Genomic DNA, 17136 nt, shown 5'->3' with positions numbered 1-17136 from the left:
AAGGCTCAGGCCTCGGCGCGCACGGGGTTTGACAGCGTGCCGATTCCGGTGATCTCCACCTCGCAGATATCGCCGTCGCGCATCCACAGCGGCGGGTTGCGCCGCGCGCCCACACCGCCCGGCGTTCCCGACACGATCACATCGCCCGGCAGAAGCGGCAGGATGGTCGAGCAATAGGCGATCAGCCGCGGGATCGAGGTGATCAGCAGATCGACCCCGGTGTCCTGCACCACCTCTCCGTTCAGGCGGGTCTGCAGGCGCAGCCTGGTCGGGTCGGGGATTTCATCCGCCGTCACCATCCAGGGGCCGAAGGCGCCGGTGCCGGCGAAGGTCTTGCCCGGCATGAACTGGTGCGTGTGCTTCTGCCAGTCGCGGACCGAAGCATCGTTATAGCAGGCATAGCCCGCGACATGATCCAGCGCATCGGCCTCGGAAATGCGGCGGCCTTCCTTGCCGATGATCACCGCAAGCTCGCCCTCATAATCGAACTCATCCGATTCCCGCGGCTTGACCAGTGCCGCGCCATGGCCGATCTGGCTTCCGGCATAGCGGGCGAACAGCACCGGGTTCGCGGTTTCGGTGCGGCCGGTTTCCTGCACATGGGCGTGATAGTTCAGGCCAACGCAGATGATCTTGTCGGGGTTCGGGATCACCGGCGCATGTTCGACCGCGTCAAAGGCATGATCGGCGGCTTCGCCCGCAAGCGCCGCAGCGCGGCCCATGTCGCCCGAGGCCAGGAAATCGCGCAGCGTCGGTTCGGGCAGGCGCCTGCCCAGATCGACGATGCCGGACGGGACGATCAGGCCATAGCTGGCGCGGCCGTCTTTCGAAAAGGAACACAGTTTCATGGCTCAGATCATCTCCGGTTCGGGGGTTGGGATCGGGGCGGGCAGGATGCGGGCCAGAAGGGCCTCCAGTTCGGCCCGTGTATCGGCGCCGCCCAGCGTGTGGCGATCGGGGCGCAGCACGGTCGCGCGTGCGCCCAGACGTTCAAGATGCGCCGCAGCATCGGGCGCGGTGTCGGTGGTGACAAGCGCCACGCCGTCGGGCAGGGTCAGGCCCGCTGCCAGATCGGCATGGGCGACCACCACGAAACGATGCGCGAAGGCGCGATCCATCAGCCGGCCATCGGCCAGACACGGCTGGCCGAACAGACGCCCGGCCAGGGGACCCGATCCCAGGCCCGGCCCGATGGGCGGCGCGATCGAGGTCATCCGCGCGCTGCCATCGCCCACCGGCAGGGCCGCGCGCAGCGCCGCCTCGGTGCCGCAGGTGTTGATCAGCCCGCCCAGGCGCACGGCGGTCTGGATGTATTCGCGGGCATTGGGCTTGCGCTCGGATTCATAGCTGTCCAGCAGCGCTTCGGCGGCCGCGCCCGTCACCTTGCCCTGACACAGCAGCGCAAGTTTCCAGTACAGGTTCGCCACATCGCGCACACCCGCGCACATGCCCTGCCCCATGAAGGGCGGTGTCTGGTGGCAGGCGTCGCCGGCAAGGATCAGCCGCCCGCGCCGCCAGTCATCGGCCACAAGCGAATGGAACACATAGACCGCCGTGCGCTCCAGCCGCGCCTCGTCGGGGCGCAGCCAGGGCGACAGCAGGTTCCACACTGCCTCGGGCTGGGTGAGGGCGTGTGCATCCTCGCCCTCGAGCACGGTGATTTCCCAGCGCCGCCGCAGGAAGGGGCCGCGCACATAGGTCGCCGGCCGCTTCGGGTCGCAATACTGGATGGAATGATCGCCCAGCTCGGGCTTTTCCTGGTTCAGGATCACATCGACCACCAGCCAGCGTTCGTGGAAGCCGTAATCCTCCATCCCGGTGTCGATGAACCGCCGGATCAGCGACCGTGCCCCATCGCAGCCCACCACATATTTGGCCCGGATGCCCCGCACGCGGCCGCAAGACATGTCCTCGTAGCGCAGGTGGACGTGGTCACCCCGGTCTTCCACCAGGAACACATCGCAACGGGTGCGGATGCTGACGCCGGGCCGCCGGGCCAGATCCTCGCGCAAGATGCGCTCCAGATCCGGCTGGTGAAAGCGGTAGTTCGCGCGCCAGCCCTGCGGGCCGATGCCCTGAGGGCGCGGCCAGTCCAGCAGCAGCTTGCCATCGGGATCGACAAAGCGCATGCCGGGGTGAAACGCGGTCAGCGGTTCGATCTTTTCGGCGGCGCCGATCCATTGCAGAACCTGCATCACCTCGGCGTCGAAATGCACCGCCCGCGGCAGGTGATAGGCGGCGCTTTCGCGTTCCAGCACCGCCACCTTCAGCCCGCAATCGCCCAGCAGATGCGCCAGCGTGGCGCCCGTGGGGCCATAGCCGACGATCGCCACGTCATACTCTTCCTCGGTCTGCATCGCCTCTTGTGTTGTCATGCTCAGCGCCCCTGTTTCGCAAGTTCCCCGTAGAGCCACGGGCAATCCGCCATCGGCGGCGCCCGGCGCCCGCGCTCGGCTGCCTCAAGCCGCATGTCGCGCAGCCGTTTGCGCCCGCCCTCTTCGGGCAGGTAAAGCCGTTCATGCCCCCAGAAGCTTGGCCCGTCGTGGGTTTCATGCGGTTGCCATGTCGCGGGGTCGATCTGCCGCCCGCCCCAGCCGTTCTCGACGAAGAACCCGGAGGGCGAATGGGCATAATACGAGGTCATGTAGTCATTCGTGTGCCGGCCCAGCGTATAGGCCACCCGGCCCTCTTCCAGCTGCGCCAGGTCATAGCCCTGTCCCACGTCGTCGAGGTTCAGGAACTCGACCATGAAATGGTGGAAACCCGCCTGGCCCGAGCCGACCATCGCAAAGCTGTGATGGCGGTTGTTCACATGGAAGAAATACAGCCCATAGGGCACCAGCCCGTAGTCGGACACATGGAAATCCAGCAGGTCGCGGTAGAAGGGCAACATCACGTCGATGTCCTTCACATGCAGCACCGCATGGCCCATGCCCAGCGGCCCGGTGTTGAAACCATCGATGGGCCGGCCCGGCACGAAGGGATCAGAGGCGATCATCGGCCCATGGAACAGTTCCACCCGGTTGCCCATCGGGTCCTCGAACCAGATCAGATCGGCGACGAAGCGCCGGTCGGCCAGTTCACGCGATCCGGGATGCACGAGCACGCCCGCCGCATCCAGCCGCGCGGCATAGGTCTGCAGGTCGGATTTCCGCGCGACTTCCCAGCCCATGAAGGCCAGCGTCTCGCCGGGTTCGTCGGAAACCAGCAGCCGCTGCATGCGGTCGTCCATGCGGAAGGCCAGCGCCTTGCCGCCGCGGTCGATCTTCTGCATCCCCAACAATCTGCCCGCGAAATCCGACCAGTCCTCCAACTTGTCAGAGCGCACGCCAAGATAACCCAGTGCCGAAATCGCCATGGTTCGCATCCTTGCTTCGTGATGTGTGCCCCGTTCTGGCGCAGCCGGGCGCCAGACCCAAGGGCGGCCCCCTGTCCGTCCATCAGGCGGACAGGGGATGGGCTCAGTTCGTCGTCGCTTCGCTGGCAACCGCGGTTGCGCGGTCCAGAACGGCGCGGGCCGCCGCCGGATCGGCCTGATCGGCCACCCAGAGTTCCGAGGCGGAGGACAGGGCAGCCGCCCAGGCCTCGGCCGCTTCGCCTTCCTGGTCGATGAAGGTCACCTTGCCCCCGTCCCGGAAGCCCTGTTCCAGCGCGGCATCCGCGGCATCGACCACGCCTGCGACCCATTCGGCCGCCCCGCGGCCCGCCATTGCGTCGATCACCGCGCGGTCATCCTCGGACAGGGCTTCATAGCTGGCCTTGTTCATCAGGATTGCCATCGGCGATGCCGTGATGCGCGTGGTGGTGACGGTGGGGGCCACCTCGTCCAGGCGGAAGGTCTTGTAGGCATCGAATACCCAGACCGCCCCCGATACCACACCGCGTTCAAGGTTTTCATAGACCTGCGGCGCCGGAATCGACACGCCCGAGGCGCCCATCATCTCCAGCAGCCTGGTGCCGAAGGGCGACGGCGTGCGCAGCTTCAGCCCTTTCAGATCATCCGGGGCAGAAGCGCCATTGCCCTTCATCAGCAGCCGATAGCCGGGGGTGGTGAACAGCGCGATGATCTTGTAATCGGCATATTCCGCCGCCAGAAACCCTTCATCGGCCAGCGCGTTCAGCACCGCCGTGCCCTGGGCCGAGGTCCGGGCGATACCCGGCACTTCGACCACCCCCGACATCGGGAACAGCCCCGGCGTATAGGTGGGGACCACCAGTGCGACATCGGCCACCCCGGCCTTGACCAGTTCGGCCTGTGCGGGCGGTGCGCCCAGCATCGAGCCGGGGTAAAGCTTGAAGGCATTACCTTCGGAAAGCTTCGGATTCACCTCGTCGATCCAGGCCTGCAGGATCTGCGCCGAATAGAACCCCTGCGGCGGCTCGAACGAGGACACGCGCATTTCGCGCGCCTGCGCCCCCGAGGCGACGATCAGGCCAAGCGCAGTGCCGGCAACAAGGCGTTTCAACATGGTCATGCGGTATCCCTCCCATGGATTCCGGTTTCAAAAGGCATTCTGCGGCAGCCACAACACGATGGCGGGCACCGCGATAATGATCAGCAGGCGGATGAAATCGGCCAGGACGAAGGGCGTGACACCCTTCCACAGCTCGACCATCCGGATCTCAGGATTCGTGGTCTTGAGCACGAAGAGGTTCATCCCCACGGGCGGCGTGATCAGCCCCATTTCCACGACCATCACCGCAAAGATGCCGAACCAGATCAGGTCGATCCCCGCCGCCTGCGCCACCGGCACGAACAGCGGCACCGTCAGCAGCAGCATCGCAAGGCTGTCCATCAGGGTGCCCAGCACCAGATAGATCACCAGCATCAGCAGGATCACCGTCAGCGGGCTGTCCAGCACCCCCGCGAACATCGAGGTCAGCGAAAACGGCAGCCCCGACAGCGCCAGGAAGAAGTTGAACAGATTGGCCGCGATCAGCACCAGATAAAGCGCGCCGCAGGTCAGTGCGGTATCCATCGCCGCCTCCAGAAACCCGGCCCAGGTCAGCCGGCGCGACAGGACGCCATAGGCCAGCACGACGGCCGCGCCGATCGCGGCGGTTTCGTTCGCGGTGAACAGTCCGGTGTAGAGCCCGCCCATGATCAGCCCGAACACGCCCAGCGGCGGCAACAATTCACGCAGCGCCGCGCGTCGTTCGGCCCGGTCGGCACGGGCGCGTTCGGGCGCAGCCTGCCAGCCAAGCCGGATGGGCAGCCAGACCGCCAGCGCATAAAGCGTCACCGCGATCAGGATCGGCCCCGCCGTGGCCAGAAGCATCGCACGGATCGACTGTTCGGCGATGAAGGCATAGATCACCAGTACCGTCGACGGCGGGATCAGGATGCCCAGCGTGCCACCCGCCGCCACTGTCCCTGACGCGAGCGCATTGGAATAGCCTGCGGCGCGCATTTCCGGCAGCGCGATCCGGCCCATCGTCGCCGTCGTTGCCAGCGACGAACCCGAGATCATCCCGAACCCTGCCGAGGCGCCGATGGTCGCCAGCGACAGCCCGCCCCGGCGGTGCCCGATCAGCGTGGTCATCGACCGGTAGAGCCGCGACGAAAGCCCAGATTGCGCGGCCAGATTGCCCATCAGCACGAACAACGGCAGCATCGTCAGCGTGTAATTCGTCAGGCTGTCCCAGATCGTCGTGGCGCCGATGGTCGCCGCGGCACCAGGCCCAAGGATCATTGCGGCTCCGCCAAGGCCCACCAGCCCAAGCGCCACGGCGACCGGAACCTCCAGCAGGACAAGAACAATGGCCGCGGCAAAGCCGAGCCCGCCCATCATCAGACCGTCAATCATGGGGGCGCGCCCCTCGCCATTCGGTCCAGAGGCCGACAAGCGCGGCCAGCAGCGACAGGCCCAGCGTCACCGACACAATGCCCAGCAGCACCGGCATCGGCAGGCCCAGATCGCGCGAGGTTTCGGGCGACCCGATCTTTGACAGCGTGTTGCCCGCCATGACCCAGAACAGGACCGCCGCAAAAACCACCGCGCTCGCCGCTCCCAGGCGCGACAGCGGTCGACCGAAGCGCCGGGGCATAAGCTCTGACAGAAGCCGGGCGGTGACATTGCTGCGCAGCCAATAGCAGGCCGGCATCGCCAGAAGCGCCCCCAGCCCGATTGCGAAGGAGGTAAGCTCGATCGCGGCGGGCACATTGCGCCCGGCAAGCCCGCGCAGCGCGACATCCACCACGGTGACCCCCGCGCCCAGCACGAAACAGCCCGCCGAGGCGTAAAGCAGCGACGACAGAAGGGCCGAGCGTCGTCTGCCCCTCATGCCATGATCTTTTCAGCGGCTGCCCGGCGCGCCGGACCGATCGTGATGTCTGAGCGCATGATCTCTCCCCTCAACCAGCGACTCTGTTCCCGGCCCGGAAGGTGCCGCATCGTGGCGGTGATTTCATGCATCATTTGCGATACGTCCGCCAGGCGGACAGATCGCCGTCCCGCCCGCGAGGGTGCCTGCGGCGTTGCCGCGGCCACGCCGGCGATCGTCGTGTCACAGCTTGTCAGCAGATGGCCAGCACCGACCGGAAGCCGACGGCCGCCATCAGGTCGTTCACCGCCCCGCGGCGATGGCGGCAGCCAGATAGGCCTTGAGCGGCGAGAGCAGCATGACCGATCCGGGCTGTGACGACATCAGCCCGGTGGCTGCCGCCCGGATGCGTCGGAATCACCAGCCTGGCGCGTTCGGACTGCCGGTGCGGGCGTGCCATGGCGGCGGCGAGCTGCGCTGACGCGCGTCACGGATCTGTGACACGCCGCAGCTAGGCTCCGGCCTCGCTCAACAGATTCGCGAGGCGCCATGTCCATCCGTTCCACCTGCCTGTCGTCCATGCTGGCACTTATCGCTGCAACCCCCGCGCTTGCCGAGCGCCATTTCAACCGCATCGCCAGCTTTCCGGTGACGGAGAACATGGCCGAGGGCGAGGATCGGTCGCGCACCAGCTCGGCCGAGATCGTCTCGGCCTCTGAAGACGGGATGATGCTGATCTATTCCGACAGCCCCCTTGGCGTCATCGGCCTGATCGACATCACGGACCCAGAGGCGCCGCGGGCGATCGGCAGTATCGACATGGGCGGCGAGCCGACCACGGCAGTCTTCATCGGCGCGTCCGCCTATGTCGGGGTCAACACCTCGGAAAGCTTCGCGGATCCCTCGGGCAAGCTGGTGGTTGTCGATCCGGTCAGCATGTCGATCACCGGGGAATGCGACCTCGGCGGGCAGCCCGATGCCGTGGCCAAGGCGCCCGATGGCAGCTTCCTGGCGATCGCCATCGAAAACGAGCGGGACGAGAGCCTGGGCGATGGCGGGCTGCCGCAGATGCCGGCGGGTTTTGTCGTCAAGCTGCCCATCGCCGATGGCCAGGCCGATTGCGGCGCGCTGCAGGTGATCGACTTGACCGGGCTGGCCGACATCTTCCCCGAAGATCCCGAGCCCGAATTCGTCGATATCAACGCGGCCGGCGAAATCGTCGTCACGCTTCAGGAAAACAACCATATCGTCATCATCGGCGCCGATGGTGCGGTGCTGACGCATTTCCCGGCCGGCGAGGTGGCGCTTGAGGGGATCGACACGCGCCGCGACGGTGCCCTGGATTTTTCGGGCAGCAAGGCGGCGACGGCGCGCGAACCCGATGCGGTGAAATGGCTTGATGCCGATCATGTCGCCTTCGCCAATGAAGGCGACTGGACGGGCGGCACGCGCGGCTGGTCGGTCTTCCGCCGCGACGGCACGCCGGTCTGGGACGCGGGCAACACGCTGGAACATGCCGTGATCCGCATCGGCCACTATCCCGAGCATCGCAGCCATTCCAAGGGAATCGAGCCCGAGGGCATGGAGGCGGCAACATTCGACGGAGTGCCGATGGTCTTTGTGGCGTTGGAGCGCGCCTCGCTGATCGCGGTTTATGACGTGTCGGATCTTGCCGCACCGCGCCTGCACCAGCTTCTGCCTTCGGGCATCAGCCCCGAAGGCGTCGTGGCCATCCCGTCGCGTGGCCTTCTGGTCACGGCCAACGAACTGGACGGCCGGGCGGATGGTGCGGCGGGCAGCCATGTGATGATCTATGAATGGCAGGAGGGTCCGGCCGCCTATCCGATGATCACCTCCGAGGGCGCCGAGACGCTGATCGGCTGGGGGGCGCTGTCGGGAATGGTCGCGGATGCCGCGACGCCGGGACGCCTTTATGCGGTATCGGACAGCGTCTTTGGCATGCAGCCCTCGATCTTCACCATTGATGCCACCCAGAGCCCGGCACGGATCACCGACAGGATCGTCGTCACGCGCGCGGGTCAGCCCGCCCAGAAGCTTGACCTTGAAGGCATCGCTCTGGCCGCCGACGGCGGGTTCTGGCTCGCCTCCGAGGGACGGACGGACCGCCTGATCCCGCATGCCATCTACCGCACCGACGCGAAGGGCGAGATCCGCGAGGAGATTGCCCTGCCTGCGGAACTGCTGGCTCACGAGATCCGCTTCGGCTTCGAGGGCATCGCCGTTCAGGGGGACAGGCTGTGGATGGCCGTGCAGCGTGAATGGCGCGACGATCCTGCCGGTCTGGTGAAGCTGGTCGCCTATGATACGGCGGCAAAGACCTGGGGCGCCGTGCATTACCCGCTCGACAGGCCCGCCGAGGGCGCCTGGATCGGGCTTTCCGAAATCACCCTGCACGGCGATTGGGCCTATGTGGTCGAGCGCGACAACCTGATCGGGGAGGCAGCGCAGACGAAGAAGCTCTATCGTGTCGCCATCTCGCAACTCCAGCCCGCGCCGCTGGGCGGTGAACTGCCGGTCGTCGAAAAGGAACTGGTGCGGGATTTCATTCCCGACCTTCGTGCACTGAATGGCTATGTGCAGGACAAGATCGAAGGCTTTGCCATCGACGCGGCAGGCACGGCATGGGTCGTGACCGACAATGACGGTCTGCAGGACGCGTCGGGCGAGACGCTGTTCTGGAGCATCGGCCAGATCGACTGAACCGGGACGGCCGGCCCGTGCCGGCCTGCCGCCTCTGTGACGCCGATCGTCCCGGACCTGCCGGTCCAGGCGCCTTCTGCCGGCCCCTGCCGCGCTGCCTCCAAGCCCGGGAATGTCTCTGCCTCATCGTCGTGAGACGCTTGAAGGGTGCAGATCGTGCCGCTGCCGCCGGCATTGGCGGGATCGGTAATGCTCCCTTGCCCAGGCCGAGCAATGATTGATGGGTGTAGCGGTGGTCACCCCCGGAGCGCGGCTGCTGACATGGGTTTTGCGGCTTGCCTGTTGCGGCGGATCGGCAAGAAAGGGCGGCAGTCGCCCCCTGAGGCTGCTGCGGCAAGGACGCCCGTGCGTGGCTGTCTGGCCATGCGCACGCAGACAGCCGCCATGCCGTCCCGGTCGTGCCGTCTTCGGGCTTCGCGGGCTCTGGGCGGATCGTCCCGTCCTCTGCACGGGCTGGCGGCACGAGATCCGGATCATCAGGATCGCGACGGGCTTTGGGAACGTCGCCGGACCGGACGCGGCCAAGGCGCACCCGGGAACGTCGGCATCTGCTGGTCATTACCTCGACTGCGGTGTCGTCCGCCTGTCCAGAAGGCCGTGCGCCTCTGGCTGTCGGTTCCGGCAGAAGGAGCGGCGCCCGTCGTCGTCAGGCGCAATGTGCCTGATCTGCCGCCGCGCCGACCCAGCGGCGTGGTCCCGGCATGGGACGACGCACAGCGGTTCGGCCGGTGTCCATGCAGCGCCAGGGACCGCCAATGTCATGCCGAGGCGGATCGCCGCCCCGCTTTCAAATGTCGCGCCGATCAGGCGCGGTGGCGCAGGCACGGCGGGCCGCTCTTCCGGCCGGCGTGACGTCCGGATCGGTGACGCTGTTGCTGCGCGGCTTTCCGGTCGCAGAAGTCACGGCCGCGTCCCGGCTTCTGCCATGCTTCTTCGCGCCCCTCATGCCGCCCTTTTGCGACACGAGGAAGCTGCGGCCGCCGCGAAGGCAGCATCGGGGTCGGACGGCGCAACCGCGTGCCGGGGCTTCAGCCGCGCTGAACGGGGCCTGGCTGGCGCGGGCCCATCCCTTGCACGGCGCCACGACGGACCAGGCCCGCCGTGGCAAGCAGCGCGCCCAGAACATGGGCAAGGATATCCGTCATCGTATCGTCAAGGCTGCCCCGCTGCGCATCGGCGTCGAAGACCAGATCAAGCAGGTATTCGACCACCTCCCAGAGCGCGGCGCCGGCGACCGAGAGGCCGAAGATGAAAAGCGCCCGCAGCAGGCGTGGACCCGCCTGCGTCAACTGGTCGAACAGGATCGCCGCGAGGTTGCACAGCAGCACTCCGGCCAGAAAATGCGCGGCAAGATCCCACCACCAGAAGCGGTCGTAGAATGCCACGCGTTCGCCCAGGAAGATCGTGGCGAAAACGAAGGCTCCCGTGGCACGATCGACCGGGATCGGCACGGTAAAGCGGCTCTTTTCGCGCACCGCCGGCACGAGAAGGCAGGCGCCAAGTCCTCCGAACGCCCCCAGCGCCGCCCAGGGCGCCCCACGGGCTATATCGATGAGGATGAGCGCGAGAAAGAACACCTGCACTGCCTGCAGGGACGGCGCCTGGCGGAGCAGGGCATGCCGGTGACGCAGGTGCGGATCGTCGGCGCGCAAGGCGCAGGACGGGGGGCGGGCAGGCTTGTTCATCCCCGGCGATCTAAGGCTGCGCGCGTGTGTGACAACGGCTGCGCGCGTGTGTGACAACTGCCCGACGAAGCGAAGAGGGCGTCACAATTTTGCCGCGCATCTTGCGCATGCCAGGTCGTGCCCTAGAACATCGGCCAGAGGCCGGGGCGGGCGGGACAGGCCCCGGGGCTTTCGCGCAGGCAGACCCACGGAGACGTGGACAGCATGAGCCCGACACGTCACAGTTGTGAGGTCGCGGCGCAGGGGGTAGATCATGACAAGCACGATGGAGGGCATCGGCTGGTGCCGCCCTGACAGAACCGGTGAGGAATATGTTCCCGGAACAATGGCCCAGCCTGCGGCGGCCACGGGCGGGGACGGTGCTCGGGATACCGGGGCCGAGGGTCCAGGTGCCCGAGGCGACGACGCCGTGCTGCGGGATGGCGCCTGGGGTCATCAGGCCCGGATCGAGGCGCGGCTGCAGGAAATGGCCGCCGGGTTCGGGCGCCAGTCGCCGGCGCTGGGGCGGGCGATGTCCGAGGCGCTGCTGGCGCCGGGCAAGCGGTTCCGGGCCATGCTGATGCTGCAGCTGGCCGAGGCCTCGGGCGCGGTTCCCGATGCGCTGGTGGATGCGGCCTGTGCGATCGAGATGGTGCATACCGCCTCGCTGATCCTTGACGATCTGCCCTGCATGGACGACGCCCGGCTGCGGCGGGGGCAGCCGGCCTCGCATGTGGTGCATGGCGAAAGCCGCGCGATCCTGGCCGGGATTGCGTTGATTACCGAAGCCAATCGCCTGCTGGCGGGCGCGCGCGGACTTGGCGCGCCCGAGCGGATGCAGCTGGTGATGATCCTGTCCGATGCGCTTGGTCCGGAGGGGCTTTGTGCCGGGCAGGAGCTGGATCTGCACGCCGAAAAGACCGAGGCGGGCGTGCTGCGCGAACAGGATCTCAAGACGGGGGTGCTGTTCGTCGCGGGCCTGTCGATGCTGGCGGTGATCCGCGGCCTGGCCACGCCCGAGGCCGAGCGCCTGGCCGGGCTTGCGCGTCAGATCGGACGGGTGTTCCAGTGCTATGATGATCTGCTGGACGTGCTGGCCGAGGCTGCCACCCTTGGCAAGGATACCGGGCGCGACGCGGCGCCGGGGCGGGGGCAGGGCATCCTTGCCACGCGGGGCCGGGCCGAGGCGACGCGCCATTACGAACACCAGCGCGCCGAACTGGACCGGATCCTGCATGCGCAGGGCTTCCCCATCGAAGAGATCGGCCGCTTCATCGGCCGTGTGCTGCCGCACCGGGCACCGGCCTGACGCGCCGCAATCGGCGTGGGGCCCTCTGCGGTGGCGGGGCTTACCCCCGGCCGGGCCTGCGTGTTTCCGCTCGCCGGGCGGGCGCTTGGGGCGTGCAAGCCCGGTCCGGCGGAGGCCGCAGGAGGCCGCCGGGACAATCGCCCCTGCGGTGCGCCCGGCGCGTCGCGGCCTGGCACAGTCGGCTGCGGCGTGTCGGGCTGTGGCGCCACCCCCGCGGGCAGGAAGGGCGCGTGGCCGCCATGGCCGCTGTCCGGAGCACGGCCATGACCGGCCGCCGGGCCGTCCGGTGCCTGTCACCGGTGCCGCGGCGCAGGCCAGGCCACCGACCCATCGGCGCCGCAGGCCCGCCGCCGGGCCAGCAGCGGAACCCGGAACAGGCACGGCCATCCGGGCACCGCGGCGAAGCTCAACGCCCCGGCCGGGTCCAGAGGCCGGTGCGGGGGGGTGGCGGCGCGGTGCGGGCCGCGGCCAGATCGCCCAGGGCCCGGGCCGCGAGCGCCAGCTTTGCCCCGCGCGTTGTGGCGATGCGCTGGCGATAGGCGTCCGGCCCGCCGCTGCGGATACGGCTGCCGATGGCGCGATAGATCCGCGCCGCCGCCGCGATCGACCAGCCGCAGCGGGCGGGCAGGGCGGGCAGACCGGCGCGGGCCGAGGCGTAATAGGGCTCGGCCCGGTCCAGAAGCCGCAGGATCACCGAATGAAGCGCGGGCGAGGGGATGTCACCGCTGACGGTGGCGCCCGCCGCATCGAGCCAGTCCTGCGGCAGGTAGATGCGCCCGATCCGGGCATCATCCATCACGTCGCGGGCGATATTGGTCAGCTGGAATGCGAGGCCAAGATCGCAGGCGCGGTCGAGCATGGCCGGATCGCGCACCCCCATCACCCGCGCCATCATCACCCCGACCACCCCCGCGACGTGATAGGAATAGTCCAGCGTGTCGTTCAGGGTGCGGTAATGCCGCCCCTCCACATCCATGGCAAAGCCCTCGATCAGGTCAAGCGGCCAGCTTTCGGGGAAATCGTGGCGGCGGGCCACCTGCCGCAGCGCCGCGAAGGGCGGCGCGACGGCTGTGTCGGTGGTCAGGGCAGCCAGCGTTTCGGCGCGGAGCGCGGCAAGGCGGGCCACGGGGTCGTAGGGGGCGCGGGGCGTGCTGCCCAGGTCCTGCCCGTCGATCACGTCATCGGCGTGGCGGCACCAGGCATAAAGCATCACCGTATCCGCGCGGATCGCCGCCGGCATCAGCCGGGCGGCGGCGGCGAAGCTTTGCGAGCCTTGTGCGATGGCGGCTTCCGACGTGGCCAGAAGCTCGCTCATGCCCGGGCATCCGCGATCATTACCCCCGCCGTCGCCTTGGCAGAGCCCACGACGCCGGGGATGCCGGCGCCGGGATGGGTGCCGGCACCCACGATGTAGAAGTTGCGGATGCTGCGGTCGCGGTTATGGGGGCGGAACCACGCCGATTGGCGCAGGATCGGTTCGATCGAGAACGCACTGCCGTGATGGGCGCCCAGTTCGGTGGCGAAATCGGTGGGGGAGAAGATGCGCTGCACCGTCAGGTTCTTGCGCAGATCGGGGATGAGGCGTTCCTCCAGGCTCTGGAAGATGCGGTCGGCCAGGCGCGGCCCTTCCGCCGCCCAGTCGATATCCGCGCGGCCCAGATGCGGCACCGGGGCCAGCACGTAATGCGTGGACATCCCCGGCGGCGCAAGGCCGGGATCGGTTACGCAGGGGGAATGGAGGTAGAGCGAGAAATCCTCCGGCAGCTTGGGGCCGCCGAAGATTTCCGTGACCAGTTCGCGATAGCGGGGGCCGAACAGGATGGTGTGGTGCGCCAGCCCTTCCGGCATCTTCGACAGGCCGAAATGCAGCACGAACAGCGACATCGACCACCGCTGTTTCCCCAGCAGCGCCGCCTTCATCCGCCCCCGACCGGTATGGCCCAGCAGGTCGCGGTAGTTGTGCATCACGTCGCCGTTGCTGGCGACCATGTCGGCCTGCATCTTGCGCCCGTCGGACAGGGTGACGCCGGTGGCGCGGGCGCCCTCCGTCTCGATACGCGCGACGCGGGTGTCAAGGTGCAGCGTGCCGCCCAGCCGTTCGAACAGCGCGACCATGCCGGAGACCAGCGCATTGGTGCCGCCCTTGGCGAACCAGACACCGCCGCGCCGTTCCAGCGCATGGATCAGCGCGTAGATCGAACTGGTGGAAAAGGGATTGCCGCCCACCAGCAGCGTGTGGAAGGAAAACGCCTGCCGCAGATGCGGGTCCTTGATGAACCTGGCGACGATGCTGTGGACGGAGCGATAGGCCTCCAGCCGCACAAGGGCGGGCGCGGCCCGCATCATCTGGCCCAGCTTGAGGAAGGGCACGGTGCCGAGTTTCAGGTAGCCTTCCTGATACACCTCCTCCGCGTAATCATGAAAGCGGCGATAGCCCTCCAGGTCGGAGGGGCTGAAGGCCATGATCTCCCGCTCCAATGCATCGGCATCGTTGACATAATCGAACTTCTTCCCGTCGGGCCAGAGCAGGCGGTAGAAGGGCGAGACTGGCATCAGGGTGACATCGCGGGCCATGTCCTGACCGCTGAGCGCCCAAAGCTCGCGCAGGGCCTCGGGATCGGTGATGACGGTGGGGCCGGCATCGAAGACATGGCCCTGATCCTGCCAGACATAGGCGCGGCCGCCGGGCTTGTCGCGCGCCTCCAGCAGGGTGGTGGCGATGCCTTCGGATTGCAGGCGGATGGCAAGGGCGAGACCGCCGAAGCCTGCGCCGATGACGATGGCGGTGCGCGGGGTCATGATTTCTCCTGGAGCAGCGGGGATTCGGGAAGGCAGGCCAGCGCGGTGCGGATCGGGATCGGCGGTTTGCCGGTGACGATGCGCAGGCGGTCGGGCCATGTCAGGCGGCCGGCATAGAAGCGTTCGATCAGACCTTCGGGAAGGCGGTAGAAGCGGGAGAGGAGGCGGCGGCGCTGATCGGGGGCGCAGCCGCGGAACATCATCCGGCTGAGAAGCCGCAGAAAGCGGTCGCGGTCGGCGCGGGCGATGGCATGGGCCTGCACCGCGCGGCGCAGGGTGTCGGTGGTCAGGGCTGGCGCGCGGGCCGCGACATCGGCCACCACATCGGCCACATCGGCAGCGACGGGCAGGGAATAGCCGGTGACCGGGTGAAACAGACCCGCCCGCAGCCCCACCGGCACGGCGCCCGTCGCGTGATCGGCCCAGAAGGCGCGGGCGTCATGGGCCAGCGCGATGGGCAGGATGCCCCGTTCGCGCCGGATTTCCCGCGCGCCCTGCCAGCCCTTCGCATCGGCATAGCGCAGCACCTCGGCGACAAGGGCGGCTTCGTCCAGATCGGGGCCGTCGCTGTAGCGGGTATCCTCGATCAGCAGCCGCGTTGCGGAGAACGGCAGAAGGTAGATGAAGCGGTAGCCATCCTGCTGGCTGACCGTCGCATCCATGATGCAGGGCCGCGCAATGCCATGCGGGGCAGGGGTTTCCAGTTCCAGCCCGAGGAACTTCTGAAAGCCGGTGACCAGATGCGGAGAAGGGCGGCCGCCCCGGCCATCCACGACGCAGGCGGCGCCAAGCCTTGTGCCATCGGCCAGCGTGGCGCCGGTGGCATCCAGCGCGGTGATCCGGGCGTTCCAGCGGATCTCGATCCCCCTGTCGCACAGCAGCCGCGCCAGTCCTGTGCCATCAAGCGCCGCATAGCCCGCGCGCAGGCGGCGGGCGTGATCGGGAAAGCGGACCTCCTGATCGGGCCATGTCGCGCGCCGGGCGGGGGCGAGGCGGCGCAGCCAGTCGGCGCTCAGATCGGTGAGGTGGTGCGACCAGGTGTGCAGATCCGAGGGGCCGGGGGCGCGGTCCAGCAGCAGGATGCGGGCCGAGGGGCGGGCCTCGGCCACCGCAAGCGCGATCAGGCTGTTGGCCAGGCCCGCCCCGGCAAGAAGAAGATCGCTGGTCATGCGGCAAGACCCGGGCGGGACAGCGTGGCCTCGACCAGATCCGCGGCGCGGCTGGCCCCGCCCGCGGCGGCGATTTCGGCCCGCGCCGGGGCAAGGGCCGCGCGGAAGGCGGGGTTGGTCAGAACCTCGGTCAGGGCGGCGCGGATCGCATTGGCGCTGGCCCTGCGGTGCGGCAGCACGCGGGCGGCGCCGTGATGGGCCAGCCGCGCCGCGGTCGCGGGTTGTTCGAAGGCCAGCGGGATCGCCACCATGGGCACCTGCGCCGCGGCGCAATCCAGCACCGTGTTCAGCCCGGCATGGGTGATGCAGGCATCGGCCCGGGCCAGCACCGCGCGCTGCGGGAACAGATCGCGCAGGACCGGCCGGCCCGGAAGCGCGGCGGCCGTGGCCGCATCGAGGGTGCCGGCATGGGCCAGAAGCAGCGTCACATCAAGATCGCTGGCCGCCGCGCAGATCGCCTGCAACAGCCCGCGCCGCCGCCCGGCAAGGGTTCCGAGCGAGGCAAAGACCAGCGGCCGCCCGGGGTCGGGCGGGGTGAAGCTGCCCCGATCGGGGTCGCGCAGCGGCCCGACCGAGATCGCCGAGGCCGGCCAGTCATGCGGGAAATCCAGCGCCCGGGGCAGTTGCCGCAGATCCAGCAGGGGGGAGATCCAGTCGCCCATCCCGGTGCGGACGGGCAGGCCATGGCGGCGGCAGCCCCGGGCCAGCGCCCGCCGTTGCAGGGTCATCAGCAGGTCGGCCACGCGCCAGCCGCCGCGGTTGCGCCGTTCCGCCGCCGGGCCCTCCTGCCAGGGCCAGTCAAGGAAAGGCGGCGGGATCGTGTCCTCCCGGTCCATCGGCAGGGCCGAGGCAAGGGTGGCGCGGCGCAGGCCCGCGGCCTCGGCGGCAAGGCTCGCCCCCGGTTCGGCCTGATCGGCGATCACCAGATCGGGGGCGAGCCGTGCCAGAACCGCGGGGCCGTGATCGACGAAACCGCGCGTGGCCTGCGCCGTCGCCCAGAGCGTGCGCGCCAGCCCCGCGCCGCGCAGGTCGGGATCGCGAAAGCCAAGCGCGGTGAAGATCACCCCTTCGCGGGCCGCAAGCGGGGCCAGCCCGGTGCCGCCGACGAAATGGCAGCGATGGCCGCGCTGCATCAGCACCCGCGCCAGCGCGCCGTGAACGGCGGCATGGCTGGGCAGCGCGGGCAGGCAGAAGGCGATCCGGGCCATCG

The 17136-nt window shown here is 68.6% G+C and carries 14 protein-coding genes; 3 read left to right on the top strand and 11 right to left on the bottom strand.

The window, feature by feature from the left end; translation table 11 throughout:
- Window positions 1-5: 5 nt before the first annotated feature.
- The 6 genes from ACFQXB_RS09750 to ACFQXB_RS09725 all read right to left on the bottom strand — a co-directional run bounded on the left by ACFQXB_RS09750 (window position 6) and on the right by ACFQXB_RS09725 (window position 6285).
- Window positions 6-848, bottom strand: a complete 843-nt coding sequence (locus ACFQXB_RS09750) for a fumarylacetoacetate hydrolase family protein (RefSeq protein WP_377402821.1) — start codon at window positions 846-848, stop codon at window positions 6-8.
- A 3-nt stretch (window positions 849-851) separates the two neighbouring features.
- Window positions 852-2375 carry a bifunctional 3-(3-hydroxy-phenyl)propionate/3-hydroxycinnamic acid hydroxylase MhpA gene (gene mhpA / locus ACFQXB_RS09745; RefSeq protein ID WP_377402818.1) on the bottom strand — a complete coding sequence of 508 codons (1524 nt, stop codon included), beginning with the start codon at window positions 2373-2375 and terminating at the stop codon, window positions 852-854.
- Between the two features lie 2 nt (window positions 2376-2377).
- Complete coding sequence (locus ACFQXB_RS09740) at window positions 2378-3358, bottom strand: VOC family protein (RefSeq protein WP_377402815.1); 981 nt, start codon at window positions 3356-3358, stop codon at window positions 2378-2380.
- Window positions 3359-3461: 103 nt separating this feature from the next.
- Entirely contained in the window at window positions 3462-4475 is a 1014-nt protein-coding gene (locus tag ACFQXB_RS09735; protein WP_377402812.1) for a TRAP transporter substrate-binding protein, read from the bottom strand.
- A 27-nt stretch (window positions 4476-4502) separates the two neighbouring features.
- Window positions 4503-5807 (bottom strand): TRAP transporter large permease, encoded by a 1305-nt coding sequence (locus ACFQXB_RS09730; RefSeq protein WP_377402809.1) that lies wholly within the window; start codon window positions 5805-5807, stop codon window positions 4503-4505.
- On the bottom strand, window positions 5800-6285 hold the full coding sequence (locus ACFQXB_RS09725) for a TRAP transporter small permease (protein ID WP_377402806.1): 486 nt from the start codon (window positions 6283-6285) through the stop codon (window positions 5800-5802). Before ACFQXB_RS09725 ends, ACFQXB_RS09730 begins: the two co-directional genes overlap by 8 nt.
- Window positions 6286-6622: 337 nt before the next feature.
- On the opposite strand from ACFQXB_RS09725, the gene ACFQXB_RS09720 reads away from it, so the two are divergent.
- Together ACFQXB_RS09720 and ACFQXB_RS09715 are read left to right on the top strand one after the other, a co-directional pair.
- Entirely contained in the window at window positions 6623-6745 is a 123-nt protein-coding gene (locus tag ACFQXB_RS09720) for a hypothetical protein (protein ID WP_377402803.1), read from the top strand.
- Window positions 6746-6813: 68 nt separating this feature from the next.
- Window positions 6814-8985, top strand: coding sequence for an esterase-like activity of phytase family protein (locus ACFQXB_RS09715; RefSeq protein ID WP_377402801.1), 2172 nt, complete (start codon window positions 6814-6816; stop codon window positions 8983-8985).
- Between the two features lie 1028 nt (window positions 8986-10013).
- On the opposite strand, the gene ACFQXB_RS09710 is transcribed toward ACFQXB_RS09715, so the two are convergent.
- Window positions 10014-10670, bottom strand: a complete 657-nt coding sequence (locus tag ACFQXB_RS09710) for a hypothetical protein (protein WP_377402798.1) — start codon at window positions 10668-10670, stop codon at window positions 10014-10016.
- Between the two features lie 253 nt (window positions 10671-10923).
- Here ACFQXB_RS09710 and ACFQXB_RS09705 point away from each other — a divergent pair, with 253 nt between their 5' ends.
- Window positions 10924-11958, top strand: a complete 1035-nt coding sequence (locus ACFQXB_RS09705) for a polyprenyl synthetase family protein (RefSeq protein ID WP_377402795.1) — start codon at window positions 10924-10926, stop codon at window positions 11956-11958.
- Window positions 11959-12364: 406 nt separating this feature from the next.
- Here ACFQXB_RS09705 and ACFQXB_RS09700 read toward each other — a convergent pair whose 3' ends face one another.
- The 4 genes from ACFQXB_RS09700 to ACFQXB_RS09685 are packed head-to-tail and all read right to left on the bottom strand — an operon-like array spanning window position 12365 to window position 17134.
- Window positions 12365-13273 carry a phytoene/squalene synthase family protein gene (locus ACFQXB_RS09700; RefSeq protein ID WP_377402793.1) on the bottom strand — a complete coding sequence of 303 codons (909 nt, stop codon included), beginning with the start codon at window positions 13271-13273 and terminating at the stop codon, window positions 12365-12367.
- Window positions 13270-14757 (bottom strand): phytoene desaturase, encoded by a 1488-nt coding sequence (locus ACFQXB_RS09695; RefSeq protein ID WP_377402790.1) that lies wholly within the window; start codon window positions 14755-14757, stop codon window positions 13270-13272. The genes ACFQXB_RS09700 and ACFQXB_RS09695 overlap by 4 nt, the downstream gene beginning before the upstream one ends.
- Window positions 14754-15926 carry a lycopene beta-cyclase CrtY gene (crtY, locus tag ACFQXB_RS09690; protein WP_377402787.1) on the bottom strand — a complete coding sequence of 391 codons (1173 nt, stop codon included), beginning with the start codon at window positions 15924-15926 and terminating at the stop codon, window positions 14754-14756. Before crtY ends, ACFQXB_RS09695 begins: the two co-directional genes overlap by 4 nt.
- Window positions 15923-17134, bottom strand: a complete 1212-nt coding sequence (locus tag ACFQXB_RS09685) for a glycosyltransferase (RefSeq protein WP_377402784.1) — start codon at window positions 17132-17134, stop codon at window positions 15923-15925. The genes crtY and ACFQXB_RS09685 overlap by 4 nt, the downstream gene beginning before the upstream one ends.
- Between the last annotated feature and the right edge of the window lie 2 nt (window positions 17135-17136).

It is taken from the genome of Halodurantibacterium daqingense, assembly GCF_042666235.1.
In the GTDB taxonomy this organism is placed as follows: Bacteria; Pseudomonadota; Alphaproteobacteria; order Rhodobacterales; family Rhodobacteraceae; genus Halodurantibacterium; species Halodurantibacterium daqingensis.
Note: the sequence above shows the minus strand (reverse complement) of the source record. Positions and strands in the feature narration are given on the sequence as shown.

Excerpts from the sequence above, each read along its gene's own strand:
- ACFQXB_RS09735 (WP_377402812.1), bottom strand. The coding sequence starts at position 4,475 with ATGACCATGTTGAAACGCCTTGTTGCCGGCACTGCGCTTGGCCTGATC.
- ACFQXB_RS09730 (WP_377402809.1), bottom strand. The coding sequence starts at position 5,807 with ATGATTGACGGTCTGATGATGGGCGGGCTCGGCTTTGCCGCGGCCATT.
- ACFQXB_RS09720 (WP_377402803.1), top strand. The coding sequence starts at position 6,623 with ATGACCGATCCGGGCTGTGACGACATCAGCCCGGTGGCTGCCGCCCGG.
- ACFQXB_RS09700 (WP_377402793.1), bottom strand. The coding sequence starts at position 13,273 with ATGAGCGAGCTTCTGGCCACGTCGGAAGCCGCCATCGCACAAGGCTCG.
- ACFQXB_RS09705 (WP_377402795.1), top strand. The coding sequence starts at position 10,924 with ATGACAAGCACGATGGAGGGCATCGGCTGGTGCCGCCCTGACAGAACC.
- ACFQXB_RS09725 (WP_377402806.1), bottom strand. The coding sequence starts at position 6,285 with ATGAGGGGCAGACGACGCTCGGCCCTTCTGTCGTCGCTGCTTTACGCC.
- ACFQXB_RS09750 (WP_377402821.1), bottom strand. The coding sequence starts at position 848 with ATGAAACTGTGTTCCTTTTCGAAAGACGGCCGCGCCAGCTATGGCCTG.
- ACFQXB_RS09710 (WP_377402798.1), bottom strand. The coding sequence starts at position 10,670 with ATGAACAAGCCTGCCCGCCCCCCGTCCTGCGCCTTGCGCGCCGACGAT.
- mhpA (WP_377402818.1), bottom strand. The coding sequence starts at position 2,375 with ATGACAACACAAGAGGCGATGCAGACCGAGGAAGAGTATGACGTGGCG.
- ACFQXB_RS09715 (WP_377402801.1), top strand. The coding sequence starts at position 6,814 with ATGTCCATCCGTTCCACCTGCCTGTCGTCCATGCTGGCACTTATCGCT.
- crtY (WP_377402787.1), bottom strand. The coding sequence starts at position 15,926 with ATGACCAGCGATCTTCTTCTTGCCGGGGCGGGCCTGGCCAACAGCCTG.
- ACFQXB_RS09685 (WP_377402784.1), bottom strand. The coding sequence starts at position 17,134 with ATGGCCCGGATCGCCTTCTGCCTGCCCGCGCTGCCCAGCCATGCCGCC.
- ACFQXB_RS09695 (WP_377402790.1), bottom strand. The coding sequence starts at position 14,757 with ATGACCCCGCGCACCGCCATCGTCATCGGCGCAGGCTTCGGCGGTCTC.
- ACFQXB_RS09740 (WP_377402815.1), bottom strand. The coding sequence starts at position 3,358 with ATGGCGATTTCGGCACTGGGTTATCTTGGCGTGCGCTCTGACAAGTTG.